The sequence below is a fragment of the Actinokineospora inagensis DSM 44258 genome (assembly GCF_000482865.1).
GTDB lineage: Bacteria > Actinomycetota > Actinomycetes > Mycobacteriales > Pseudonocardiaceae > Actinokineospora > Actinokineospora inagensis.
The window spans coordinates 371,376-396,088 of the sequence record NZ_KI519516.1 but is presented as its reverse complement, the minus strand read 5'-3'; the positions used below and the strand labels follow the sequence as shown (position 1 = coordinate 396,088).

General features: G+C 70.9%; 25 protein-coding genes. 4 read left to right on the top strand and 21 right to left on the bottom strand.

Annotation, left to right across the window (positions count from 1 at the left end; all coding sequences use genetic code 11):
• Nucleotide 1: 1 nt before the first annotated feature.
• From secD to H504_RS0127890, 11 genes are all read right to left on the bottom strand, one after another.
• The gene (gene secD, locus H504_RS0127940; RefSeq protein ID WP_026425482.1) at nucleotides 2-1,867 is read right to left on the bottom strand and encodes a protein translocase subunit SecD; all 1,866 of its coding nucleotides are present in this window, start codon (nucleotides 1,865-1,867) and stop codon (nucleotides 2-4) included.
• 211 nt (nucleotides 1,868-2,078) lie between these two features.
• Complete coding sequence (gene yajC, locus H504_RS0127935; RefSeq protein ID WP_026425481.1) at nucleotides 2,079-2,450, bottom strand: preprotein translocase subunit YajC; 372 nt, start codon at nucleotides 2,448-2,450, stop codon at nucleotides 2,079-2,081.
• Between the two features lie 158 nt (nucleotides 2,451-2,608).
• Nucleotides 2,609-3,661 carry a Holliday junction branch migration DNA helicase RuvB gene (gene ruvB / locus H504_RS0127930; protein ID WP_035306377.1) on the bottom strand — a complete coding sequence of 351 codons (1,053 nt, stop codon included), beginning with the start codon at nucleotides 3,659-3,661 and terminating at the stop codon, nucleotides 2,609-2,611.
• Nucleotides 3,661-4,254, bottom strand: a complete 594-nt coding sequence (gene ruvA / locus H504_RS0127925; protein ID WP_026425479.1) for a Holliday junction branch migration protein RuvA — start codon at nucleotides 4,252-4,254, stop codon at nucleotides 3,661-3,663. Before ruvA ends, ruvB begins: the two co-directional genes overlap by 1 nt.
• Nucleotides 4,251-4,883 (bottom strand): crossover junction endodeoxyribonuclease RuvC, encoded by a 633-nt coding sequence (ruvC, locus tag H504_RS37360; protein ID WP_051386322.1) that lies wholly within the window; start codon nucleotides 4,881-4,883, stop codon nucleotides 4,251-4,253. Before ruvC ends, ruvA begins: the two co-directional genes overlap by 4 nt.
• A gap of 61 nt (nucleotides 4,884-4,944) precedes the next feature.
• Nucleotides 4,945-6,642 (bottom strand): metallophosphoesterase, encoded by a 1,698-nt coding sequence (locus H504_RS37355; RefSeq protein WP_035306374.1) that lies wholly within the window; start codon nucleotides 6,640-6,642, stop codon nucleotides 4,945-4,947.
• 81 nt (nucleotides 6,643-6,723) lie between these two features.
• Nucleotides 6,724-7,236: a DUF4262 domain-containing protein gene (locus H504_RS0127910; RefSeq protein ID WP_035306371.1), complete on the bottom strand. Its 513-nt coding sequence runs from the start codon at nucleotides 7,234-7,236 to the stop codon at nucleotides 6,724-6,726.
• A 66-nt stretch (nucleotides 7,237-7,302) separates the two neighbouring features.
• Nucleotides 7,303-8,052: a YebC/PmpR family DNA-binding transcriptional regulator gene (locus H504_RS0127905; RefSeq protein WP_026425477.1), complete on the bottom strand. Its 750-nt coding sequence runs from the start codon at nucleotides 8,050-8,052 to the stop codon at nucleotides 7,303-7,305.
• Entirely contained in the window at nucleotides 8,049-8,720 is a 672-nt protein-coding gene (gene pdxT, locus H504_RS37350; protein ID WP_051386321.1) for a pyridoxal 5'-phosphate synthase glutaminase subunit PdxT, read from the bottom strand. Before pdxT ends, H504_RS0127905 begins: the two co-directional genes overlap by 4 nt.
• Nucleotides 8,721-8,774: 54 nt before the next feature.
• Nucleotides 8,775-9,083, bottom strand: a complete 309-nt coding sequence (locus tag H504_RS0127895) for an AzlD domain-containing protein (protein WP_026425476.1) — start codon at nucleotides 9,081-9,083, stop codon at nucleotides 8,775-8,777.
• Nucleotides 9,080-9,781: an AzlC family ABC transporter permease gene (locus H504_RS0127890; protein ID WP_026425475.1), complete on the bottom strand. Its 702-nt coding sequence runs from the start codon at nucleotides 9,779-9,781 to the stop codon at nucleotides 9,080-9,082. Before H504_RS0127890 ends, H504_RS0127895 begins: the two co-directional genes overlap by 4 nt.
• Before the next feature lie 88 nt (nucleotides 9,782-9,869).
• Here H504_RS0127890 and H504_RS0127885 point away from each other — a divergent pair, with 88 nt between their 5' ends.
• Entirely contained in the window at nucleotides 9,870-10,427 is a 558-nt protein-coding gene (locus H504_RS0127885) for a helix-turn-helix domain-containing protein (RefSeq protein WP_026425474.1), read from the top strand.
• Between the two features lie 29 nt (nucleotides 10,428-10,456).
• Here H504_RS0127885 and pdxS read toward each other — a convergent pair whose 3' ends face one another.
• On the bottom strand, nucleotides 10,457-11,389 hold the full coding sequence (gene pdxS / locus H504_RS0127880) for a pyridoxal 5'-phosphate synthase lyase subunit PdxS (protein ID WP_425394082.1): 933 nt from the start codon (nucleotides 11,387-11,389) through the stop codon (nucleotides 10,457-10,459).
• A gap of 251 nt (nucleotides 11,390-11,640) precedes the next feature.
• Between pdxS and H504_RS0127875 the strand changes: the two genes are divergently transcribed.
• Nucleotides 11,641-13,746: an elongation factor G-like protein EF-G2 gene (locus H504_RS0127875; RefSeq protein WP_026425472.1), complete on the top strand. Its 2,106-nt coding sequence runs from the start codon at nucleotides 11,641-11,643 to the stop codon at nucleotides 13,744-13,746.
• Here the strand turns inward: H504_RS0127875 and H504_RS0127870 are convergent.
• The 5 genes from H504_RS0127870 to H504_RS37345 form a co-directional block, all read right to left on the bottom strand.
• Nucleotides 13,743-14,711, bottom strand: coding sequence for an NUDIX hydrolase (locus H504_RS0127870; protein WP_026425471.1), 969 nt, complete (start codon nucleotides 14,709-14,711; stop codon nucleotides 13,743-13,745). The genes H504_RS0127875 and H504_RS0127870 overlap by 4 nt on opposite strands.
• On the bottom strand, nucleotides 14,708-15,841 hold the full coding sequence (locus H504_RS0127865) for a glycosyltransferase family 4 protein (RefSeq protein ID WP_035306366.1): 1,134 nt from the start codon (nucleotides 15,839-15,841) through the stop codon (nucleotides 14,708-14,710). Before H504_RS0127865 ends, H504_RS0127870 begins: the two co-directional genes overlap by 4 nt.
• A 43-nt stretch (nucleotides 15,842-15,884) precedes the next feature.
• Nucleotides 15,885-16,796, bottom strand: a complete 912-nt coding sequence (locus tag H504_RS0127860) for a phosphatidylinositol mannoside acyltransferase (protein ID WP_026425469.1) — start codon at nucleotides 16,794-16,796, stop codon at nucleotides 15,885-15,887.
• Complete coding sequence (gene pgsA, locus H504_RS0127855; protein WP_026425468.1) at nucleotides 16,793-17,416, bottom strand: phosphatidylinositol phosphate synthase; 624 nt, start codon at nucleotides 17,414-17,416, stop codon at nucleotides 16,793-16,795. The genes H504_RS0127860 and pgsA overlap by 4 nt, the downstream gene beginning before the upstream one ends.
• Before the next feature lie 85 nt (nucleotides 17,417-17,501).
• Complete coding sequence (locus H504_RS37345; protein ID WP_035306364.1) at nucleotides 17,502-17,990, bottom strand: MarR family winged helix-turn-helix transcriptional regulator; 489 nt, start codon at nucleotides 17,988-17,990, stop codon at nucleotides 17,502-17,504.
• A gap of 81 nt (nucleotides 17,991-18,071) precedes the next feature.
• On the opposite strand from H504_RS37345, the gene H504_RS0127845 reads away from it, so the two are divergent.
• A complete protein-coding gene (locus H504_RS0127845; protein WP_026425467.1) occupies nucleotides 18,072-18,623 on the top strand; it encodes a YceI family protein in 552 nt (183 codons plus the stop codon).
• Between the two features lie 79 nt (nucleotides 18,624-18,702).
• On the opposite strand, the gene H504_RS0127840 is transcribed toward H504_RS0127845, so the two are convergent.
• From H504_RS0127840 to H504_RS0127830, 3 genes are all read right to left on the bottom strand, one after another.
• Nucleotides 18,703-19,254, bottom strand: coding sequence for an HIT family protein (locus H504_RS0127840; protein ID WP_026425466.1), 552 nt, complete (start codon nucleotides 19,252-19,254; stop codon nucleotides 18,703-18,705).
• A gap of 118 nt (nucleotides 19,255-19,372) precedes the next feature.
• Nucleotides 19,373-21,427: a threonine--tRNA ligase gene (gene thrS / locus H504_RS0127835; protein ID WP_026425465.1), complete on the bottom strand. Its 2,055-nt coding sequence runs from the start codon at nucleotides 21,425-21,427 to the stop codon at nucleotides 19,373-19,375.
• 193 nt (nucleotides 21,428-21,620) lie between these two features.
• Nucleotides 21,621-22,250 (bottom strand): DUF305 domain-containing protein, encoded by a 630-nt coding sequence (locus H504_RS0127830; RefSeq protein ID WP_245614477.1) that lies wholly within the window; start codon nucleotides 22,248-22,250, stop codon nucleotides 21,621-21,623.
• A 222-nt stretch (nucleotides 22,251-22,472) separates the two neighbouring features.
• Between H504_RS0127830 and H504_RS0127825 the strand changes: the two genes are divergently transcribed.
• Entirely contained in the window at nucleotides 22,473-23,876 is a 1,404-nt protein-coding gene (locus H504_RS0127825; protein WP_026425463.1) for an LVIVD repeat-containing protein, read from the top strand.
• A gap of 57 nt (nucleotides 23,877-23,933) precedes the next feature.
• Here the strand turns inward: H504_RS0127825 and H504_RS0127820 are convergent, their stop codons facing one another.
• The gene (locus H504_RS0127820; RefSeq protein ID WP_026425462.1) at nucleotides 23,934-24,545 is read right to left on the bottom strand and encodes a malonic semialdehyde reductase; all 612 of its coding nucleotides are present in this window, start codon (nucleotides 24,543-24,545) and stop codon (nucleotides 23,934-23,936) included.
• Between the last annotated feature and the right edge of the window lie 168 nt (nucleotides 24,546-24,713).

Sequence of the window (24,713 nt, the reverse complement as noted above, 5' to 3'; positions counted from 1 at the left end):
GTCACACTTCCTTCGCGGCGGACACCGGCACCCTGGCCGCGCGCTGGGCTGCGCCGGAGCGCTGCACCGAGCCGAGGCCGGAGAGCTTCGGGTTGGACAGGAGCTTGGACTTCGACGCCATCGCCACCAGCGGGTGCGTCACCAGGAACACCACGACCAGGTCGAGGATGGTGGACACGCCCAGGGTGAAGGCGAACCCGCGGACCTGCCCGACGGCCAGCGCGTAGAGCACCGCGGCGGCCAGGAACAGCACCGCGTCCGCCGACAGGATCGTGCGCCTACCGCGCACCCAGGCCCGCGGCACCGCCGAGCGGAACGTGCGGCCCTCGCGGATCTCGTCCTTGAGCCGTTCGAAGAAGATGACGAACGAGTCCGCGGTGAACCCGACCGCCACGATCAGACCGGCGATGCCCGGCAGGTCCAGGCTGTAGCCGACCCAGCGGCCGAGCAGCACCAGCACCGCGAACACCTGCACACCGGACAGGACCAGCGACAGGATCGTGAGCAGACCGAGGATCCGGTAGTAGACCAGGCAGTACAGGAAGACCAGCACCAGGCCGATCGCGCCCGCGATCAGACCGGCGTCCAGCGAGGCGAGGCCCAGCGTGGCGGACACCGTCTCGGCCTCGGAGGACTCGAACGACAGCGGCAGCGAGCCGTACTTGAGCACCTGCGCCAACTCGGTGGCCTCGGCCGACTTGAAGCCGCCCTGGCCGCCGGTGATCTGCGTGTCGCCGTTGATCGCGCCCTGGATGGTCGGGGCGGACACGACCTCGGTGTCGAGCACGAACGCGGCCCGGTCCTGCACGTGCGCGGCGGTGTAGTCCGACCAGATCTTGGAGCCGGTGGACTTGAAGCTCAGGCTGACCACGTAGCCGACGCCCTGCGGGTCCATCTGCGCGTTGGCGTCGTTGATCTCGGTGCCCTCCAGGAAGGACGGGCCGAGGACGAACTTCTCCGCGCCCTTCTGGTCGCAGGTGACCAGCGGCAGCTTCGGGTCGTCGTTGCCGACCAACGGGTCGGCCTTGGTGGAGTTGCAGTCCAGGCTGGCCAGCGCGGCCTGCTGCAGCGTCTGGTCGGCGGTGACCGCGTTGCCCTGGGCGTCCTTGCCGTCGGCCAACTTCGGGTCCTGGCGGCACTTCTTGGCCGCCGTGATCTGCTTGGCGACCTCGGCCTTGGGGTCGGCCAGCAGGGTCAGGTAGTCCGTGCACGCGGCGAGCGCCGGGTCGGCGGCAGCCGGGGCGGCAGACGTGGCAGGCGCGGCCGGGGTGGTGGTCGCGGCGGGTGGCGTGGTCGTAGTCGCCGCGGGCTTGGTCGTCGTGGTCGCCGGGGCGGCGGCCAGCGCGGGCGCCGGGCGGCCCTGCGGCTTGGCCGTGGTCGTCCCCGCGGCGGGGGCGCCCGAGGTCGGGGCCGCCGGGGAGGTCGGCGCGGCCGACCCGGTCACCGACGGCAGCGGCGGCTCGGTGTTCGTCGTGGTCGGCTGCTGCTGCGCGGCCACCGACCCGACCACCGGGCGGAACCGCAACTGCGCGGTCTGCCCGAGGTCCTTGGCCTTCTCCCCGTCCTCGCCGGGGACGGTGATCACGACCGTGCTGCCGTCCAGCACCACCTCGGCGCCGCTGACCCCGGTGCCGTTGACCCGGCGCTCGATGATCTCGCGGGCCAGGCTCAGCGATTCCTTGCTCGGCGGACCGTTGTCGGTCCGCGCGGTCAGCGCGACGCGGGTGCCACCCTGCAGATCAATGCCCAGCTTGGGACTGAGCTTGTGATCACCGGTCAGGAAGACCAGCAAGTACAGGACGACGACGATTGCTAGGAAGAACGCCAGATAGCGTCCTGGGCGGATCTGCCCAACCGGTGGTGCCACGGTCGGTCCGTCTCCTCGAGTCGCGCGGGCCGCACGAGATCTTCGGTACGTGCGCGCCGCGATAGGTGGTCATGACACTGCGCCCGCACCCGGGTGTGCACACGAGGCGCACATCGGGTGAGGGCGCAGCGTAGCGCCTGCGGGGTCAACTCAGTGTTGCACGGCTCACGTACAGCCCTTTACCCCGGGCGTAGTCGACCGGCAGGTGCGCTCAGTTCTTCGATTTGCCGGTCTCGGTGGTGCCCTCCGCGGGGATGGACTCGTGCTCGCCGGTGAGGGTGCTGTCGACCTCGTCGATGTCCTCGTCCTCGTCGACCAGGTCCGGGCCGACCTTCTCGCGGATGGCCTGGCGCAGCCAGGTGGTCTCGACGCCGGGGGCGATCTCGATGCCGATGGTGGCCTCGTCGGAGACGTCGGACACGGTGCCGTAGAGGCCGGAGGTGGTCATCACCCGGTCGCCGACGCTCAGCGAGCCGAGCAGGTTCTTCTGCTCGGCGGCCATCCGCTTCTGCCTGCGCGAGTTGAGCACCAGCGGGATCGCCAGCACGGCGATCATGAGCACGAGGATCAGAGACTGGTTCATGTCACTCCAATTCGCGCGGGCGGTCTCGCTCGGCGAAAAGTCCGGTTTCGGGTTGTCCTGTTCGAGTCTGCCAGGTCACGCCGACCGACGTGCTCACCTGATCAGCACTGACCACGTGCGGCGCCCCGGTGGTCGCGGCGGGCGCCGGATGCGGGTGGTCACTCGTCGAACAGGGTAGGCGCTGCCCAGCCGGGCGCGTCGGTCGGGGCGGTGAGCCCCAGGTGGGACCAGGCGAGCGCGGTCGCCACCCGGCCGCGTGGGGTGCGGGCCAGCATCCCGGCGCGCACCAGGTACGGCTCGCACACCTCTTCCACGGTGGTCGGCTCCTCGCCGACCGCGACCGCCAGCGTGGCGACGCCGACCGGTCCGCCGCCGAACGAGCGCACCAAGGCGGAGAGCACGGCCCGGTCGAGCCGGTCCAGGCCGAGTTCGTCGACGTCGTAGACCTCCAGCGCGGCCTGGGCCACGGCGCGGTCGACGGCGCCGTCCGCGCGGACCTCGGCGTAGTCGCGGACCCGGCGCAGCAGCCGGTTGGCGATCCGGGGGGTGCCCCGGGAGCGGCCCGCGATCTCCACGGCGCCGTCCGGGCGCAGGTCGACCCCGAGGATGGTGGCCGAGCGGCGCAGCACCAGTTCCAGGTCCTCGGGGACGTAGAACTCCATGTGCGCGGTGAAGCCGAACCGGTCGCGCAGCGGGCCGGTCAGCGAGCCGGACCGGGTGGTGGCGCCGACCAGGGTGAACGGGGCGATCTCCAGCGGGATGGAGGTGGCGCCGGGGCCGCGGCCGATCACCACGTCGACCCGGAAGTCCTCCATCGCCAGGTAGAGCATCTCCTCGGCCGGGCGGGCGATCCGGTGGATCTCGTCGATGAACATCACCTCGCCCTCGACCAGGTTGGACAGCATCGCGGCGAGGTCGCCCGCGCGTTCGAGGGCAGGCCCGGAGGTGATCCGGATCGGCCTGCCCAGCTCGGCGGCGATGATCATGGCCAGGCTGGTCTTGCCCAGGCCGGGCGGCCCGGAGAGCAGCACGTGGTCGGGTGGGGCGCCGCGCCGGGTCGCGCCCTGCAGCACCAGTTGCAACTGCTCGCGGACCCGGGGCTGGCCGACGAACTCGGCCAGCCTGCGCGGCCGCAGCGACGACTCGTCGTCCCGCTCCCCCGGCGCCACCAGCGGCGACAGGTCGCTCCACTCCGGGTCGGTCTCCTCCATCAGCGCTTGCGCCCGAGGGTGGCCAGCGCGGTGCGCAGCACGGCGGCCGTGTCGGCGGTGGCGTCGGCGGCGAGCACGGTGTCCACGGTCTGCTCGGCCTGCTTGGCCGGGAAGCCGAGGCCGACCAGGGCCTCCACCACCGAGCCGCGGACCTGGCCCGCGGCGGGCGCGGTGGGTTCGGCGGTGGTCGGCAACGCGCCGACCTTGTCCCGCAGCTCGATGATCAACCGCTCGGCGCCCTTGCGGCCGATGCCGGGGACCTGGGTGAGCACGGTGATGTTGCCGTCGGCCAGCGCGGCGCGCAGTTGCGCGGGCTCCAGCACGGCCAGGGTGGCCAGGGCCAGCCGGGGCCCGATGCCGGACACGGTCTGCAGCAGCCAGAACAGGTCCCTGGCCTCGGTGTCGGCGAACCCGAACAGGGTCAGCGAGTCCTCGCGCACGACCAGCGCGGTCGACAGCGCCGCCTCGTCACCCCGGCGCAGCGTGGCCAGCGTGTGCGGGGTGGCCTGCACGGCGAACCCGATCCCGCCGACCTCGACCACCGCGTGGTCCAGCCCGATCGCGGCCACCTTGCCCCGAACCGAGGAGATCACTCGCCCACCGCTTTCCCGCTGTTCCGCGCCGTCTTGCCGGGGCCTGCCTTGCCCTGGTCCGCCCTGCCCTGGGTGCGCAGCGCGGTGGCCAGCCTGGCACGGTGGGCGCGGGCCAGTTCGGCCGCCCTGGCCTCGGCCTCGGCCATCCGGTTGCGGATCGGCGCGCGCCAGAGGTGGCAGATGGCCAGCGCCAGCGCGTCCGCCGCGTCGGCGGGTTTGGGGGCCTCGGTCAGGCCGAGCAGCTTGGTGACCATCATCGTGACCTGGGCCTTGTCGGCGCGACCGGAGCCGGTGACGGCGGCCTTGACCTCGCTCGGGGTGTGGAACATGACCGGCAGGCCGCGGCGGGCGGCGGCGAGCGCGACCACCCCGGCGGCCTGGGCGGTGGCCATGGCGGTACGCACGTTGTGCTGGCTGAACACCCGCTCGATGGCGACCACCTCGGGGCGGTGCCGGTCCAGCCAGACCTCCAGCGCGTCGGCGACCTTGAGCAGCCGGATCGCCAGTTCGTCCTCGGGCGGGGTGCGGATCACGTCGACCGCGACGGCCTGGACCGCGCGCCCGGCACCGCCGTCGACAACCGCGATGCCAAGCCGCGTCAAACCCGGGTCGACGCCCAACACGCGCAAGGTTCTCTCCGCCTAGTTCGTGAACACTCGTTCGAGAGCCTAGGGGGTGGGTCGGGGTGGATCACCTCGACACGCGGACGGGGGCCTCGATCAGGTGCGGGTCCAGCGGGGTCTCGGGGCGGAACCAGGGTCCTGCGGCCTGCGGGGTCCAGCCACCGCCGATCCGGTCGACGCGAATCGGGTAGATGGTGATGCCGTCGGGGTCGACGCGCAGGCGCAGGAAGCCCTTGTAGTCCTCGATGCTCTGCCCGGCCATGACCTCGTTGAGGTTGATGCCCGCGCGGCTGGAGAGCAAGAGGTAGCCGGCGACGACCTCGGCGTCGATGAACCCGATCACGGTGGGCGTACCGAGGGCCACTACGGCGAATGTTCCCCAGTCCTGGGCGGCGCCATCGGGGAAAACGTCGGTATAGAGCCAAATCACGAGGTAGGACCAGCCAACGCTCAGTCCTATGTGTCCTGCCGCGTGTAAGAGGCCGAAGAACCTGGCCAGACCAACCCGACGCTGATGACCTAACCGGGCGAAGGTAAGCGCGCTGATGACGAGTACGACACCGACGATGACCGCGGGTGCCCAACTCGCGACAAGACCGAAGAAGTGTTTGACGCCGATGTCACTCTGCACGAGCCCGTAGAGAACGGCCAAGGTCATCACGGTCTGGAAGATGCCCGCGAGGCCCCAGAAGCCGGGGTTGCGCCACGGAAGCCGCGGGATGCCCGCCGCCAGTTTCTCCGAGGTGGATGTGTCCGGGTAGCGGTGTTCGAGGTCGTAGTCCGTTGTCGGGGAAGCGTTGCGGACACGGGACGTGGGCGGCGGTAGGCGCAGCGAGTCGGGCAGTTTGTGCGTGGCGGCAAGGTAAGCGCCGCCGATGCCGCAGGTGATGCGTTGGCGCGGGTTGGTGCTGTCGCGCTCGGTGAAACGGGCGTAGTGGTGGGTGTCGCCGGAGAGCATCAGACGGATCTGGGCGCCCTTGGCGCGCACGATCTCACGGTCGAAGAACTCGATGGTGTCGTACCCGCGCGTGTCACCGCCTGATCCCGCGCGCACCCATTCCGGGGAGGGAGTGCACAGGATTACACCGTCGCCCTCGGCCATGTCCTTGGTCGCCTCGCGGAAGTAAGCGAGCTGCGGGGCGTCCACGTACTCGTCGAATTGGGTGTCTATCGCGAGGAGCCACCAGTTGTGCGGGAGCCTGATGGCGAAGTACGAGCGCGTCTGCTCGGTGGTCCAACCGCCGATGGGGTGCCCTTGCGCGAAGACGCGGATGAAGGCTGTCAGGCCGTCGTACCAGTCGTGGTTACCGGGTAAGGCGAACAGGACCGGGGGCTCGTCGTCGGTATGGGGTAACGCGGCCCGGTATACGCCTTTGGTGCGGTCTTCATAGGCGACGGTGGAGGCGAACGGGTACACCTCGTCGCCGCCCATGACGAGGACCCGGCCGCGTGGCAACGTGTGCCCGTCGACCGCCAGTTCCTCCGCCGCCAGCAACTGCGCGACGGTGTACGTGGCGTCGAACCCGTCGCCCAAGTCGGCCACGAAGTCGATCCACTCGGCGTCCCGGTGGTCGTGCTCGCGGACCGCCAGGCCGCCCTGGACCTCACGCTTGTCCGAGTAGGACCCGAAGATCTCGGCCAGCAGCGACTGGACGCCGGTGGTGATCAACACCCGGGGCGCCAGCCAGCGCACGGCCCGCTGGGGCGCGAACCCCAGCTCGGCCTCGGTCAGCGCGGTGGGGCGCGGGCGCACCGGTTCGGCCACGGGACCAGCCCCTTCCTGCCGGAGGCCAAGATCGTATCCGCGGGTCACCCGCACCGGCAGACCCGATCGGCTGACCTGCGGCTACGGGCCGTCGATGCCCGGCCGCCAGCTCTCCGGGACGCCGCTGGGGGTCAGCACCGGCTGCCAGTCGGCGAACCCGGCCGGGGCGTGGCGGCTCCACGGGAAGTGACCGTCCGGAGTGGCCACGATGAGCTGCAACGCCGGGAACTGGCCGGACGGGTAGAGCAGGAACGCGCTGCCCAGGAACTCCGGGTAGAAGTCCTGGTGGACCCGCTCGACCACGACCGGCGTGCCCTCGAAGAAGTCCAGGTAGGGCAGCCCGGGGAAGAACCGCTCCCCCGCCGCCGCGCGCCGCACGTACTCGTGCAGCAGTGGCTGCATCATGTCGACCGGCAGACCGATGACCACGGCCTCGGGCGCCCCGAACCGGCGCCAGGCACCCACGGAGAAGGCGTACGGGGCGCCGAACTCGTCGCCGGGGACCTGGACGACGGCGTGGCCGTCCTCGTCGACGGTCCGCAGCAGCCACTCGCGCAGCGCCGCCTGCTCCTCGCTGATCTCGTCGAGCGACACGGCGGGAACTCCAACCCGGTGGGGACCGAATCGGGGCCCGGAACGCTCCGGGCCCCGGGGCGGATGTCAGTCGACCTCGGCCAGCACGCTGTCCGGGATGTCGAAGTTGGCGTACACGTTCTGCACGTCGTCGCAGTCCTCCAGCGCGTCGATCAGCCGGAAGATCTTGCGCGCGCCGTCCGCGTCGAGCGCCACGGTGACCGACGGCAGGAACGACGCGTCGGCGGACTCGTAGTCGTAGCCGGCGCCCTGCAGGGCGGTGCGGACGGCGACCAGGTCGGTGGCCTCGGAGACGATCTCGAAGTTCTCACCGAGGTCGTTGACCTCCTCGGCGCCCACCTCGAGCACCGCGAGCAGCACGTCGTCCTCGCCGAGGTCGTTCTTGGGCAGGATCACCACGCCCTTGCGGTTGAACATGTACGACACGGAGCCCGGGTCGGCCATGCTGCCGCCGTTGCGGGTCATCGCGGTGCGCACCTCGCCCGCGGCCCGGTTGCGGTTGTCGGTGAGGCACTCGACGAGCACGGCGACGCCGTTCGGGCCGTAGCCCTCGTACATGATCGTCTGCCAGTCGGCGCCGCCAGCCTCCTCACCACCGCCGCGCTTGCGGGCGCGCTCGATGTTGTCCAGCGGGACGGAGTTCTTCTTCGCCTTCTGGATCGCGTCGTACAGGGTGGGGTTGCCGTCCGGGTCGCCGCCGCCGGTGCGCGCGGCGACCTCGACGTTCTTGATCAGCTTGGCGAACAGCTTGCCACGCTTGGCGTCCAGGGCGGCCTTCTTGTGCTTGGTTGTCGCCCACTTGGAATGGCCGCTCATGTCTCCTCCGTCATGGCCTGAAGATCAGTTGTCGTGCGCCCGTGGTCGAGGCCCTTGCGGACCATGGCCACGAACAGGCGGTGCACGCGCGCGTCACCGGTCAGTTCCGGGTGGAACGAGGTGGCCAGCACGCCGCCCTGCCGAACGGCGACGATCCTACCGGCGGCCGCTCCGGCCGCCGGGGTGTCCGGCACCCTGGCCAGCACCTCGACCGCCGGGCCTGCCGACTCGACCCACGGGGCGCGGATGAACACGGCGTGCACCGGCCCGCCGTCGACCCCGGTGACGTGCAGGTCTTCCTCGAACGAGTCGACCTGCCGACCGAACGCGTTGCGCCGGACGATCAGGTCCAGCGCGCCGAGTTGGTGCTGGTCGGGGCGGGCGTCGATGGCCTTCTCGGCGAGCAGGATCAGGCCGGCGCAGGACCCGTAGGCGGGCATCCCGGCGGCGAGCCGGGCGCGCAGCGGGTCGAGCAGGTCGAAGGTGGCCAGCAGCCGGGAGATGGTGGTCGACTCGCCGCCGGGCAGCACCAGCCCGTCCACTTCGGACAGCTCGCTCGGCCTGCGCACGGGCAGCACCCTGGCACCGCTCGCCTCGAGCGCGGCGGTGTGCTCACGCACGTCACCCTGCAGGGCCAACACGCCGATGAGCGGACGATCTGCGGACAAGTGGGTCCTCCCCGTTTCCGGACCTGAGACTAAACGGCCGGGGAGGAGGTCCGGTCAAGCCACCCCAGCGAGGCGAAGTACGGCGGTGGTCGCGGCGGCGACGATGACCACGACGACGAACGGGGCCTTGCGCCAGGCGAGCAGGCCTGCGACGGCGACCCCGGCGGGCAGTGCCCACCCGGCGAAGCCGTGTCCCTTGGTCAGCGTGCTGGTCGCGATAAGAGCGGTGAGCAGCACGATGGCGCCGGTGGACAGCAGTTCGCGCACCCGCGGGGGGATGGTGAACCGGTCGCGCAGCGCGACGCCACCGAACCGGAAGGCGAAGGTGCCCAGGGCGAGGACGAGGATCGGCAGGATGCTCACGCCGTCACCGCCTCGGGCTGGTCGGTCTCATCGGCTCGGCGGGGCACGGCCAGCAGGCCGACGAGGGCAACCAGCACCGGTACCCCCGCGGGGAGGAACGGCGTGGTGGCCAACGCGGCCGCGGCGCCGAGCAGTGCGGGCCGCCACTTGCCCGCCTCCTTGAGGGCGGGCAAGACGAGGGCCAGCATGACGGCGGGGAAGACCGCGTCCAGGCCGAGCTTGCTCGGGTCGTCGACCAGGGTCCCGGCCAGCGCGCCCGCCGCCACGCCCACGTTCCAGGCGATGAACAGCGAGCCGCCGCAGGCCCAGTAGGCGGCACGGGCGCGGACCCGGTCGGACTGGGCCATGGCGAAGGCGACCGACTCGTCGATCAGCAGGTGGCTGCCCAGCAGCCGGGCGCCCCAGCCGTTGCCGACCACCTCGCCGACCGCCAGCCCGAAGGGCAGGTGCCGGGCGTTGAGCACCAGACCACCGAGGACGGCCGCGATCGGGCTGCCGCCCGCGGCCACCACGCCGACCACCAGGTACTGCGAGCCGCCCGCGAAGACCAGCAGGGACATCACCACCGGCACCCAGAGCGGGAGCCCGGCGGCGACCGCGATGGCCCCGAAGGAGGCGCCGTTGACCGCGGCCGCGGCGGCGATGGCCAGCACGCCCCGCCACAGCCCGGCATCGAGAGTTCGCCAGATCGAACGCATAGTCCAGTATGATGAACACCGGACATGCGTTCGTCAAGGAGAACGCGTTGTTCGTCATAGCGAACGACCTCGGGACGGGAGTGGGCCGGTGGAGCAGCGCGGGGCGCCGTTGGACGTGATCGCCCGGTCGCTGCGGCGGGAGCGGGACCGGGTCGGGCTCTCGCTCAGCGAGCTCGCCAAGCGCGCCGGGATCGCCAAGTCGACGCTGTCGCAACTGGAGTCCGGGGCGGGCAACCCCAGCGTGGAGACCCTGTGGGCGCTCAGCGTCGCCCTGGGCGTGCCGTTCAGCAGGCTGGTCGAGCCGCCGCAGCCCACGATCCGGGTGATCCGCGCGGGCGAGGGACCCGCCGTGTACTCCGAGCGGGCCGACTACGTGGCCACCCTGTTGGCGTCCTGCCCGCCCGGGGCCCGCCGCGACCTGTACCTGATCACGGCGGAACCGGGCGGTAGGCGCGCGTCCGAACCGCACTCCCCCGGCGTCGTCGAGCACGTCGTGCTGTGCTCCGGCCGGGCCCTGATCGGCCCACCGGAGCACCCGGTGACCGCCGAACCGGGCGACTACGTGTGCTACCCCGGCGACCAGCCGCACGTGTTCGAGGCACTGGAGCCGGGCACGGTGGCCTGCATGGTGTCCGAACACGTGTAGCCGCGGTAACCCGGTTACCAGCGCTCCGGTTACCAGCCGCGCTCGGCGAGCCGGTGCGGCTCGGGGACGTCCTCGACGTTGATGCCGACCATCGCCTCGCCGAGGCCGCGGCTGACCTTCGCGATCACGTCCGGGTCGTCGTGGAAGGTGGTGGCCTTGACGATGGCCTCGGCCCGCCGCGCCGGGTTGCCGGACTTGAAGATGCCGGAGCCGACGAACACGCCCTCCGCGCCGAGCTGCATCATCATCGCCGCGTCCGCCGGGGTCGCGATGCCGCCCGCGGTGAACAGCACGACCGGCAGCTTCCCGGTGCGGGCCACCTCGGCGACCAGGTCGTAGGGCGCCTGCAGCTCCTTGGCCGCCACGTACAGCTCGTCCTCGGGCAGCGAGGTCAGCCGCTTGATCTCGCCGCGGATCTTGCGCATGTGCGTGGTCGCGTTGGACACGTCGCCGGTGCCCGCCTCGCCCTTGGAGCGGATCATCGCCGCGCCCTCGGTGATCCGGCGCAGCGCCTCGCCCAGGTTGGTCGCGCCGCAGACGAAGGGCACGGTGAACGCCCACTTGTCGATGTGGTTGGCGTAGTCGGCGGGGGTGAGCACCTCGGACTCGTCGATGTAGTCCACGCCGAGCGACTGCAGGACCCGAGCCTCGACGAAGTGGCCGATGCGGGCCTTGGCCATCACCGGGATGGACACGGCCGCGATGATCCCGTCGATCAGGTCGGGGTCGCTCATCCTGGCCACGCCGCCCTGCGCGCGGATGTCGGCGGGGACCCGCTCCAGGGCCATCACCGCGACCGCGCCCGCGTCCTCGGCGATCTTGGCCTGCTCGGCGTCGACCACGTCCATGATCACGCCGCCCTTGAGCATCTCCGCCATGCCGCGCTTGACCCGGGTGGTGCCGGTCGCCGGGGCGGTCTGGGGCTGGGGGGCGCTGGTGCTGTCGGACAAGCCTTCGGACACGACTGCGGCCTTTCGGGTCGACTCGGCGCGTCGGAGAACGCGCTGACCACAGGTTACGACCCAGGTGGCCCGCTGGAAGTGGCCAGTTGAGGGCTATCTCGGCAGGCCACTCGGGTCGGTGGGGTTGTCCGCCCGCCGAAATCGGTGTGAGATCGAACACACGCGCAGGTGAACAGTCGGCACGACCGGCGCGACTGGATTGCCAACGGGGAGCCCCGGCGGCTCCCCCGACCGAGTGGAGGTGGGGCACCGTGGGGTCGAAGCACTCCGAGAACGGTCAAACCGAGTCCGGTGTCGCGGTGGACGACCCGCGGAGGGTGCGCAACATCGTCCTGGTCGGGCCGTCCGGCTCGGGCAAGACGACGTTGACCGAGGCGCTGCTGGCCGCCTCGGGGGTGGTGGGCCGGGCGGGCTCGGTCACCGAGGGCACGACCGTGTGCGACCACGACCCGGCCGCGGTGCGCCAGCAGCGGTCGGTGGGGCTGTCGGTGGCCCCGCTGCTGCACGACGGGGTGAAGGTGAACCTCATCGACACCCCCGGGTACGCGGATTTCGTGGGCGAGCTGCGCGCCGGGCTGCGGGCGGCGGACGCGGCGTTGTTCGTGGTCAGCGCGTTCGAGGGGGTCGACGCGACCACCACGGCGCTGTGGGCGGAGTGCGCGGCGGTCGGCATGCCGCGGGCGCTGGTGATCGCCCGGCTGGACCACGCGCGCGCCGATTTCGCCGGTGAGCTGGCCGCCTGCCAGGACGCGTTCGGCGCGAACGTGCTCCCGGTGTACCTCCCGGTGCCGGACGGGCTGCTCGGGCTGATCACCCAGCGGCGGCTGACCGGCCACCCGCCCGTGGCGAGCCCGGCCACCGCCGCCGACCTGGCGCTGATGGACATCGAGCGCGGGCGGCTGCTGGAGGGGATCATCGCCGAGAGCGAGGACGAGACCCTGATGGACCGCTACCTGGCGGGCGAGGAGATCGATCCGGCGACGATCATCGCCGACCTGGAGACCGCGGTCGCCAGGGGCGCGTTCCACCCGGTGTTCCCGGTGTGCGCGGCGACCGGACTGGGGCTGTCCGAGCTGCTGGACGCGCTGGCCAGGGCGTTCCCGTCGCCACTGGAGCACCCGCTGCCGATGGTGACCGACCCGCAGGGCCACGCGCACGCCGCGCTCACCGCCGACCCGGACGGGCCACTGGCCGCCGAGGTCGTGCGCACCGCCGTCGACTCTTACGTCGGTCGGGTATCCCTGGTGCGGGTGTTCTCCGGGACGCTGCGGCCCGAGCGAGCGGTGCACGTGTCCGGGCACGGTCTGGCCGACCGCGGCCACGAAGACCACGACGCCGACGAACGCGTCGCGCACATCTACTCGCCGTTGGGGGCGTCCCTGCGCGAGGTCCCGTACTGCGTGGCGGGCGACCTGTGCGCGTTGACCAAGGTGGGGTCCGCGGAGACCGGGGACACCGTGTCCGCGCCGGACGACCCCCTGCTGATGACGCCGTGGGACATGCCCGAGCCATTGTTGCCGGTAGCGGTAACGGCCAAGACCCGCAGCGACGAGGACACGCTCGCCCGTAACCTTTCCCGCCTCGTCGCCGGTGACCCCACCTTGCGTCTGGAGCGCAACGGGGAGACCGGGCAGTTGGTGCTGTGGTGCATGGGCGAGGCACACGCGGACGTCGTGCTGGACCGGCTACGCGCGGGTGGCGCCGAAGTGGAAACCGAAGAGGTGCGGGTATCACTGCGGGAGACGTTCGCGGCGCCGTCACGCGGGCACGGCAGGCACGTGAAGCAGTCCGGTGGGCACGGTCAGTACGCGGTGTGCGACATCGAGGTGGAGCCGTTGCCAACCGGGACCGGCTTCGAGTTCGTCGACCGGGTGGTCGGTGGCTCCGTGCCGCACCAGTTCATCGGCAGCGTCGAGAAAGGTGTGCGCGCCCAGTTGGAACGCGGCCTGCACAACGGGCACCCCGTCGTGGACATCCGGGTGACCCTGGTGGACGGCAAGGCGCACAGCGTCGACTCGTCCGACGCCGCCTTCCAGGCCGCGGGCTCCCTCGCCCTGCGCGACGCCGCCGAGAAGGCTCGCATCTCCCTGCTCGAACCGGTCGACCAGGTGCGCATCACGATCCCCGACGACCACCTCGGCCCGGTCCTCGGCGATCTCTCCGCCCGCCGCGGCCGCGTCCTGGGGACGACCGCGGGCGACGCGGGCCAGACCACCGTCGACGCCGAGATCCCGGCCACCGCCCTGCTCCGCTACGCGATCGACCTGCGCGCGCTGACCTCGGGCACCGGCACCTTCACCCGCTGCTTCGCCCGCTTCGACCCGCTGCCGTCCGCGCTGGCGACCCAGTACGCCTAGCGGACCAGGCGCAGTTCGCCGTCCCATGTGGACAGTTCGGGGAGCAGGTCGGCCAGTTGGACCGGGTAGACCGTGTCGCCGGTGGTCCGCAGGTCGGTGGCGGGCCACCAGCGGTGCTCGGCGATGGTGGCGGACTCCAGGTCGGTGAAACCGGAGGTGTCCACTGTGGAACCGGCGGGGAGGTGCGCGAGGAAGAACCACTCCTCACCATCGTAGGTGCGTCCCGCGAAGCTGAACAGGACGCGACGACGCCACACAGGGCCGGTTAGACCGTCGTCCGGCAGGGCTATGCCGGTCTCTTCGCGCAATTCTCTAAGAGCCGCCGTGCGCAGGTCCTCGCCAGGTTCGACACCGCCGCCGGGGGTGAACCAGTAGGTATCACCGAGACGGGCAGGGTCGTGGCCGTGGAACAACAGGACACGGTGGTCCGCGTCGAGTAAGACAACCCGCGCGGAAGGGCGGGGGCTGGGTGCGTCGTCGGAGGAGGAGGGTTCGGCGATCTCCAAGTACTCCGGGCTGGGCGCGGTACCCGCGAGCTTGAACCACCGCACAGGACGGCGGCGGCGTTGCACGAGGGTGTCGCGGACGGCGTCGCTGTGCACGCGGCGGGCGATGATGACCCGCTGCTCGGCGTCGACCACCTCGGTGACCAGGGCCAGCGCGAGGTCTTGGCGGTCGACGGCGGCGAGTTCGCGGGTCAACGCGTTCTCGGCGGACTCGCGGTCCGGTCGGGTGGCGTGCTCGGCGCGGTCGGCCAGCACCCGCAGCCGGTCACCCGCCCCCGGGTCGACCACCCCGGACACCGCGCGGGCGACCACGGCGCGGCGGGCCAACGCGGCGTCCAAGGCCGCCCACGCCGCGTCGGTGCGCACGTGCAGCCGGTCCAGCCGGTTGGCCATGGCCACCAGCCAACTCCCCGCGAACACCACCACGACGATCGCGGCGGCCACGATCCAGGAGATCACGACACCTCCCCGACCGCTCGCGGGTCGGCGGCGATGGCCTGCTCGTAGACGCGCAGGACCTGGGCGGCCACCACCGACCAGTCGAACACGGCGACCCGGCGGGACGCCTCCGCGGCCAAGGTCGCCCGATAGGTGTCATCGGCCAGCGCCGCTTTGATGCCCTCGGCGAGCGAACGGGGATCGCCGACGCGGGTGAGGACGCCCGCGCGGCCGTCGTCGAGGACCCGGCGGAAGGCGTCGAGATCACTGGCGACGACGGTGGTCCCGGCGGACATGGCCTCGGTGAGGATGATGCCGAAGCTCTCCCCGCCGAGGTTGGGGGCGCAGTAGACGTCCACGCTGCTGAGCATGCGAGCCTTGTCGGCGTCGTCGACCGACCCAAGTAGATCGATCCGAGGCGCTAAGCGGGACCCTGCGGCGCGGCGGAGCTCGTTCTCGTTGCCCCTACCGACGACGACGAGCCGCAAGTCGGGCAGGTCGTCGACGAGCAGCTTCAGCGCGTTGAGCAGGACCGGCATGCCCTTGCGCGGCTCGTCGTAGCGGCCGACGAAACCGACCGTCCCGCCCTGGCGCGGATACCCGGGCAGCGGCTGGGCGTCGCGGAAGAAGCCGACGTCGACCCCGTTGGGGATCTCGACCGCGTCCCCGCCGAGGTGTTCGACCTGGACCCGCCGGGCCAGCACGGACACCGCGATCCGCGCGGTGATCTTCTCCAGGAACGGCTGCAGCACCGACTGGAACGCGCTCAGCGCCCGCGAGCGCGGCGTCGAGGTGTGGAAGGTCGCCACGATCGGGCCGTCGGCCACCATCAGCGCCAGCATGGACAGGCTCGGCGCGACCGGCTCGTGCAGGTGCAGCACGTCGAAGTCGTGGTCGCGGACCCAGCGCCGGACCCGGGCGTAGGACACCGGGCCGAACGAGAGCCGGGCCACCGAACCGTTGTACGGGATGCCCAGGGCGCGGCCGGCGGGGTGCACGAAGTCGGGCAGCGGGGTGTCCTCGTCGGCGGGGGCGAGCACGTCCACCTCGTGACCGAGCCCGCGCAACGCCCGAGCCAGGTCGAGCACGTGCGCCTGGACGCCGCCCGGAACATCAAACGAGTACGGACAGACGATACCGATTCTGTGCATACTTTCTCCCACCACCCTTCCCCACCCCGGCGTCGTCCCCGACTCAGCGAGCACGCTTCGGCTGCTGGGCGTCGGGCAGGTCGGCGAGCCAGAGTTTCTGCAGCATGTGCCAGTCGGCGGGATGCGCGCTGATGTCCGCGGCGAGCGTGTCGGCGAGGACCTGGGTGGCGGCCGGTACCCCGCGCACGCCGTCGACCTTGACTGGGGGGTGGATACGGACCACCCAACCGCCGTCGTTGAACCAGGTGCCCGCGGGGAGGAGGACGGCGCCGGTGCGCGCGGCCAAGTAGGCCGGGCCGCCGGGCATCTTCGTCTGCTCGCCGAAGAAGGTGACCGGGATACCCGCCGGGGTCAGGTCGCGGTCGGCGAGCAGGCAGACGAGCTTGTTCTGCCGCAGCCGCTCCGCCAGGACGACCGCGGGGTTCTTATCGCCACCGGTCGCCGGGACGACCTCAAAACCGAGCGACTCGCGGTAGGCGACGAACTTGTCGTACAGCGAGTCCGGCTTTAAACGCTCGACCACGGTGGTGAACGAGCCGTGCTCGCCGACCATCCACACACCGGCCGCGTCCCAGTTACCCGAGTGCGACAGCGCCATCACCGCGCCCCGGCCCTCTTCGAGCGCGGCCGCGATGTAGTGCTTGCCGATGATGGTCGCGTCGATCTCACTGTGGATCGCACGGAGATCCATGCTCGGTAGGCGGAACGCCTCCAGCCAGTAGCGGGCGTAAGAGCGCATGGCTTGCCGCACCAGGTCGTCCAACTCGGACGGACCCGCCTTGGGCACGACCCTCGCCAGGTTCGCCCGCAACTGCCGCACACCACCGCCACCACGCCGGGCGGCGAAGTCGGCTCCGACCTGGAACAGCGCGGCGGCCGTCTTCTCGGGCAGGGCGCGGACCAGCCGCCACCCCAGGCCGTAGCCCCCGGCCTGCAGCCGATCTCCCCAGCTCACGGCGTCTTCTCCGGTACCGGCGCCGCCTCGGCCGAGCGGCGCACGGCCAGCAGCCGCTGCAACGCGGTGATCACCGAGCCCGCGGCCAGCAGCCACAGCGCCACCGGCAGCGCGTGCGGCACCCCCATCCCGGACAGCCCGGCGCCGACCAGGGTGATGATCAGCCGCTCGGCGCGCTCGACCAGGCCGCCGTCCGCGTCCAGGCCGGTGGCCTCGGCGCGCGCCTTGATGTAGGACACGACCTGGGCGAGCACCAGGCAGATCAGCGCGGCGACGACCGTGGTCCGGTCGCCGACGTCGAACAGGTACCAGGTGATGCCGCAGAACAGGGCACCGTCGGCGATGCGGTCGCAGGTCGCGTCCAGCACCGCGCCGTAGCGGGTACCACCGCCCCGCGACCGGGCCATGGCGCCGTCGAGCAGGTCGAACATGGCGAAGCCCCACACGACCAGGGTGCCCGCGAGCAGGTGGCCGAGCGGGAACAGCCACAGCGAACCGGCGACCGCCCCTGCGGTGCCCAGCACGGTGACGGCGTTCGGGGTGAGCCCGATGCGCACCAGCCGCGCCCCGATCGGATCGGTGACGCGCGAGACGGAGGCGCGGGCGAAGATGTTGAGCATGGGGCTGTGAGACGCACCTAACGCGGGACGACCTGGCCAGCGCAGCCTAACCGCAGCCGGTCGCGCTCCCCGCGCCGACCGCCGCTCAGCCCAGTTCGCGGCAGCCGGGCAGCGTCTTGTCCGGGTCGAGTCCGTCCAGGATGGCGGCGCTGATCCGGCCCAGGTCGCGGACCTGTTCCGGGGACAGGCGGTCGAACACGGCCTCGCGTACGGTGGTGACGTGACCGGGCGCGGCAGCGGCGAGCGCGGCGAAACCGGCGTCGGTGAGCACGGCCAGCGAGCCGCGCTTGTCGGTCGGGCACTCGCGGCGTTCGACCCACCCCTGGGCCTCCAGCCGGGCGACCGCGTGCGAGAGCCTGCTGCGGCTGGACCCGCGCAGGCCCGCCAGTTCGCTCATCCGCAGCATGCGGTTGGGCGCGTGGGAGAGCACGACCAGGATCTCGTAGTACGTGTAGGGCATCGACGAGTCGCGCTGCAACTGGCGGTCCATGTGGTCGCCGAGGGCACCCAGCATGGTGACGAAAGTGCGCCACACGTCCTGCTCGGCGTCGGTGAGCCAGCGCGGTTCGTCCATGCCCTCGAGTCTACTGGTTGAACTCTCAACTTGCTCGGCGTAGGATTTCGATTGAGTGTTCAACCGGTTTGAGGAGACAACATGAGCTTCGCCCAGCTCCCCGGGTTCGTCGCGGGCACGTGGGACATCGACCCCGTCCACTCGGACGTCGGCTTCACCGTGCGGCACATGGTGGTCAGCAAGGTCAAGGGCCGCTTCGACGGCGTCAGCGGCGAGATCGTCACCACCGAGGACCCGGCGGCGTCGTCGGTGCGGGTCGCCATCGACCTGAACACCATCAACACCCACAACGAGCAGCGCGACGGCCACCTGCGCTCGGCCGACTTCTTCGAGGTCGAGACCTACCCGGAGCTCACCTACACCGCCACCGGCGTGCGCGCCGACGGCGACGACTACGTGCTCGACGGCGAACTGACCCTCAAGGGCGTCACCAAGTCGGTGCCGCTGCGCTTCGAGCTCAACGGCTTCGGCCCGGACCCGTACGGCGGCACCCGGGTCGGCTTCTCCGCGCAGACCGAGATCAACCGGCGCGAGTTCGGGGTGAACTTCGAGGGCGTGCAGAACGGCATCGCCGTGGTCGGCGACAAGATCAACGTCCACATCGAGCTGGAGGCCGTCCTCCGCCAGGGCTGACCCACCCCCGGCCGGGTGGTCCACGCCGGACCACCCGGCCCGGGTCGGTCCCGGTCCTGGTGCCAGTCCGGTCCTGGTCTCAGTCGGTCCAGGCGTCGGCGAGCAGGGCGCGGGTCTCGCCGAGCAACTGCGGCAGGACCTTGGTGTGCCCGATGACCGGCATGAAGTTGGCGTCGCCGCCCCAGCGCGGCACCAGGTGCTGGTGCAGGTGCGCCGCGATCCCGGCACCGGCGACCACGCCCTGGTTCATCCCGATGTTGAACCCGTGCGGCGCCGCGACCTTCCGGCCGACCCGCATCGCCCGCTGGGTGAACCGCGCGAGCTCGTCGGTCTCCGCGTCGGTGAGGTCGGTGTAGTCGGCGACGTGCCGGTACGGGACGACCATCAGGTGACCGGGGTTGTACGGGTACAGGTTGAGCACCGCGTACACCGTCTCACCTCGGGCGACGATCAGCGCGTCCGCGTCGGCGAGCTTGGTCAGCCCGCAGAACGGGCACCCCGAGCTGCTCTCCCCCTCCGGCTTGTTCTCTCCCCGGATGTACGCCATCCGGTGCGGAGTCCACAACCGCTGCAGGGCGTCGGCGACCCCCACCCCGTCCTGGGGCACGAGTTCCCGCTCGGATCCAGCCATGCCCCGATCCTAGTGGCGCCGGGTGACACCCCACGCCTCCCGGCGGCGGCCCATCCCCGTCGGCCGCCGCCGGGCCACGCCCAGCGATCGCTGGTCTCGGGTCCGAACCACCCGGTGGTCAGTCGACCGTGAAGGTGTCGGCGGACGGGGAGGTGTTGTCACGGCGGGCCACCCAGGTGTGGATGGCGTCGACCGCGCGGGCGACGGTGACGCCGTTGAGCTGGGAGCCGTCGCGGAAGCGGAAGGAGACCGAGTCGGACTCGACGTCCTTGCCGCCCGCCACCAGCATGAACGGGACCTTCTGCAGGGTGTGGTTGCGGATCTTCTTCTGCATGCGGTCGTCGGAGGTGTCGACCTCGACCCGGATGCCCTTGGCGCGCAGGGACTTGGCGACCTGGAGCAGGTGGTCGGTGTGCTCGTCGGCGATGGGGATGCCGACGGCCTGCACGGGGGCGAGCCAGGCGGGGAAGGCGCCCGCGTAGTGCTCGGTGAGGACGCCGAAGAAGCGCTCGATGGAGCCGAAGAGGGCGCGGTGGATCATCACCGGGCGTTGGCGGGTGCCGTCGCCCGCGGTGTACTCGAGTTCGAACCGCTCGGGCAGGTTGAAGTCCAACTGGATGGTGGACATCTGCCAGGTGCGGCCGAGCGCGTCGCGGGCCTGCACGGAGATCTTGGGGCCGTAGAAGGCGGCGCCGCCCGGGTCGGGCACCAGGTCGAGGCCGGAGTCGGTGGCGGCCTCGCGCAGCGCCTCGGTGGCCTTCTCCCACACCTCGTCCGAGCCGACGTACTTCTCGTCGTTGCGGGTGGACAGTTCCAGGTAGAAGTCGTCGAGGCCGTAGTCGCGCAGCAGGTTGAGCACGAAGGTGAGCAGCGACTTGAGCTCCTCCTGCACCTGGTCGGGGGTGCAGAAGATGTGCGCGTCGTCCTGGGTCATGCCGCGCACGCGGGTGAGGCCGTGGATGACGCCGGACTTCTCGTAGCGGTAGACGGTGCCGAACTCGAACATGCGCAGCGGCAACTCCCGGTACGACCGGCCGCGGGAGCGGAAGATCAGGTCGTGGAACGGGCAGTTCATCGGCTTGAGGTAGTAGTCCTGGCCGGGCCTGCGGACCTTGCCCTGGTCGTCGTACTCGGCGTCGAGGTGCATGGCCGGGTACATGCCGTCGCGATACCAGTCGAGGTGGCCGGAGGTCTCGAACAGGGTGCCCTTGGTGATGTGCGGCGAGTAGACGAACTCGTAGCCCTCTTCCTCGTGCCTGCGCCGCGAGTAGTCCTCCATGGCGCGGCGGACGATGCCGCCCCTGGGGTGGAAGACGGCCAGGCCGGAGCCGATCTCGTCCGGGAAGCTGAACAGGTCGAGCTCGGTGCCGAGCTTGCGGTGGTCGCGCCGCTCGGCCTCGGCGATCAGTTCCAGGTGCGCGTCGAGCGCCTCCTGCGACTCCCACGCGGTGCCGTAGATGCGCTGCAACTGCGGGTTCTTCTCGTTGCCGCGCCAGTAGGCGGCGGCGACCCTGGTCAGTTTGAAGGCGGGGATGTGCTTGGTGGTCGGCACGTGCGGGCCACGGCACAAATCACCCCACACCTGCTCGCCGCTGCGCGGGTCGAGGTTGTCGTAGATGGTCAGCTCGCCGCCGCCGACCTCCATGACCTCGCTCGGGTCGACATCGCTCTTGATGTCGACCAGTTCCAGCTTGAACGGCTCGGCCGCCAGCTCCTGCTTGGCCGAGTCGACCGACTCCAGCACGCGGCGGGAGAACCGCTGCGCGCCCTTGATGATGGCCTTCATGCGCTTCTCCAGCGCCTGCAGGTCCTCCGGGGTGAACGGGCGGTCGACGGCGAAGTCGTAGTAGAAGCCGTCGCGCACCGGCGGGCCGATGCCGAGCTTGGCCTCGGGGAACTGCTGCTGCACGGCCTGGGCGAGCACGTGCGCGGTGGAGTGCCGGATGACCGAGCGGCCGTCGCCGGTGTTCGCGGCGACCGGCTCGACCTCGACATCGGCGGTGGGCGACCAGGACAGGTCGCGCAGCCCGCCTTCGGGATCGCGCACGACGACCACGGCGTCCGGCCCCTTGCCGGGCAGCCCGGCATCGCGGACGGCGGCCCCAGCGGTAGTGCCCGCCTGCACCACCACGCGCGCGGCGGTTGCGACGGCCGGGGACTGTTGCTGGGACACGACTGCTCCTCGGGTGTTCCGGTCACATCGGGTGTGACCACGCGTTTCGGTCACGTCCGCGACCGGCACCCGCGATGCTAGCGAGCCCGCTCGAACCCCCGCTCCCCGGTTTCCCCCGCCTGTGGACAACTGGTGGTTCGACCCAGGGGGCAGGTCGAGACCCTGGCAGCCCCCTGGGTCGAGCCACTGATGATCAAGGCTTGCCGATGGCGGTCATCCGCTGGATCTCGGCGGACTGCTCGGCGACCACGTTGTCCGCCCATTCCTGGATCTTCCCGGCCGAACCGGTCCGGCGCACGGCGTTGGCCATCTCGATCGCGCCCTGGTGGTGGCGGGTCATGAGCTGGACGAACAGCGTGTCGAACGCGGGCCCGGTGGCGGCCCTGAGCCGCGCCACCTGCTCCGGGGTCGCCATCCCCGGCATCGTGTGGCCCATGTCGTGACCCGCGTGATCGGCTGGGTGGTCGGACTGGTGGGGGTCGACCTCGGGCTGGCCGACAGCGCGCAGCCAGCCGTTCATCACGGCGATCTCCGGGCCCTGGCTGTCGGCGACCCGGGCGGCGAACGCCTTGAGCGTGGGGTTGGCGGCGCGGTCGGGGGCGAGCGCGGCCATGTCGATGGCCTGCTGGTGGTGGACGATCATCATCCGCGCGTAGTCGAGGTCGGCGTCGTTGGGCCTGTCGGCCGCGGTGCCAACCTGAGCCTCTTGCGGCGACAGCGTCCGGTTGTCCTCACCGGGCTTGCCGGGCTGCACAACCGGGTTGTGCGCGGTTGGTTCGGTGGTACAAGCGGCAACACCGGCCGCGAGGAACAGCACTAGCACACCGCACACAATCCGCCGACCGAGCATGGCAGCCCTCCCGTCGCGGGTCCGGCCCCCGACCGTACCCGAGCCGGACGTTTGGCGACAGACTGTGACCAAGTGGTGAAAAAACCCCACTATCGGCGCTGGTTGAACCGGGACGAACGGCTCGATACTGCTAAGTCCCAGGTCTGCACGAGAGGGGTAAGCAGCGTGCCTTCATCCCGACGCGGCAGGTGGACGGTGAGCTCCGCGGTCGCCGCTGTCTCGGCAGCGACGCTGGCCGCCGCGGGTCTGCTCGGGGCGTCGTCGGTCGCCGCCCAGAGCCAGTTCCCCGGCCCGGACGAGATCGTGACCAGCCCCAATGTCAAGCACATCGCCAACATCCCGGCGACCGCCCCGCTCAAGGGCACCGGGTCGACCGGAACCGACATCGCCTTCACCGGCGACTACGCCATCGTCGGCAACTACCTCGGGTTGACCGTCTACGACATCAAGAACCCGCGGCAGCCCGCGATCGTCAGCCAGGTCTTGTGCCCGGGTTCGCAGAACGACGTGTCCGTGAGCGGCAACCTGCTGTTCGTGTCCACCGACTCGCGGCGCAGCGACAACTCGTGCGCCTCGGTCGCCCAGAACGACGGCACCAAGCCGTACTGGGAGGGCATGAAGATCTTCGACATCAGCGACAAGCGAAACCCGCGCTACATCAAGTCAATCGAGACCTCTTGCGGATCGCACACGCACACGCTGGTGCCGGACAAGCGCGGCAAGGACGTGTACCTGTACGTGTCCTCTTACGCCCCCGCGCCCGAGATCTCCAAGTGCCAACCGCCGCACGACTCCATCACCATCATCAAGGTGCCGTTGAAGAACCCCGGCGCGGCAGCGGTGGTCGCGACACCGAACCTGTTCCCGGACGGCGGCAACCCCGGTGTACCCGGCACAGTGGACTCCGGTTACGTGTCAACGACTTCCGGCTGCCACGACATCACCGTGTACCCGTCGAAGAACCTCGCGGCCGGTGCCTGCATGGGTGACGGCGTGCTGATGGACATCTCCGACCGGGAGCGGCCCCGGGTGATCAACCGGGTGGAGGACGACCAGCACTTCGCGTTCTGGCACTCGGCGACGTTCAACAACGCCGGGACGAAGGTCATCTTCACCGACGAGCTGGGCGGTGGCGGCGCGGCGACGTGCAACCCGAGGATCGGCCCGGTCCGCGGCGCGGACGCGGTGTACGACATCACCGGGCGCGGTGACCAGCGGCTGCTGGAGTTCCGCAGCTACTACAAGATCGACCGCGAGCAGACCGACGCGGAGAACTGCGTGGCGCACAACGGTTCGCTGCTGCCCATCCCGGGCCGCGACATCATGGTCCAGGCCTGGTACATGGGCGGCGTGCAGGTGGTCGACTTCACGGACTCGAGGCGGCCACGGGCGATCGGCTTCTTCGACCGCGGTCCGGCTGCGGACCCCGCCGAGGCGGGTGGTGTGTGGTCGGCCTACTACTACAACGGCTACATCTACGCGTCCGGTCTCGGCAAGGGCCTGGACGTGCTTGAGGTCAACGACCCTGAAACCGACCAGGCCAAGTCCTACCGGTGGAACGAGCTGAACGTGCAAACCCAGAACTCTTACAACGGGTAGGCAAGGATTTAAGAGGCCCCGCCGCGGCTGTCGGCGGGGCCTCCTGTCGTCAGGGGGTCAGACGGACTGCACGACCTGGTCGTAGTCCAGGCGCGGGTTGCGGTCGAACCACGCGTTCTCGGCGGGGTTGCCGATGTTGACCACGATCAGCGAGCGCAGGCGGCCGTCCGGGAAGAAGTCGGCGTCGAGGCCCTTGGCGTCGAACCCGGCCATCGGCCCGGCGGCCAGCCCGGCGGCGCGGACACCCAGCACGAAGTAGCCCGCCTGCAGCAGCGCGTTGAACCGGGCGGTCTCCGCGCGCGGCGCCGGGTCGGCGAACGCGTCCTTGGCGCCCGGGAAGTGCGGGAAGACGGTCGGCAGGTGCTCGTGGAAGTCGGTGTCGGCGGCCAGCACGGCCACCAGCGGGGCGGTGCCGGTCTTCGCCCGGTTGCCCTCGGACATGTGGGTGAGCAGCCGCTCGCGCGCCTCGGGGGTGCGGACCAGCAGCACCCGCAGCGGCTGCGAGTTCATCGCGGTGGGGGCCCACTTGACCAGTTCGTAGATGGCCTGGACCTGCTCCTCGGTGACCGGCTCCGCCGAGAACGCGTTGGCCGTGCGGGCCTCCCGGAACAGCAGGTCCTGGGCGTCCTCGGTGAGGCGGAGGATCGGGCTGGTCTCGATGGCGGTCATGTCGGTTGGCTCCTCGGTAGGCGGTGCGGCCACCCAGCACAACTTGATTGAGCGTTTGACTATTTCCACCTGCCACCATGACGGCCGTCACACCCGATCGGACCAGCCACCCAGCGGGACCCCCGCCCTGTCCCGAGGATCGACGGCGGGACCCTACCGCGCCCCCGG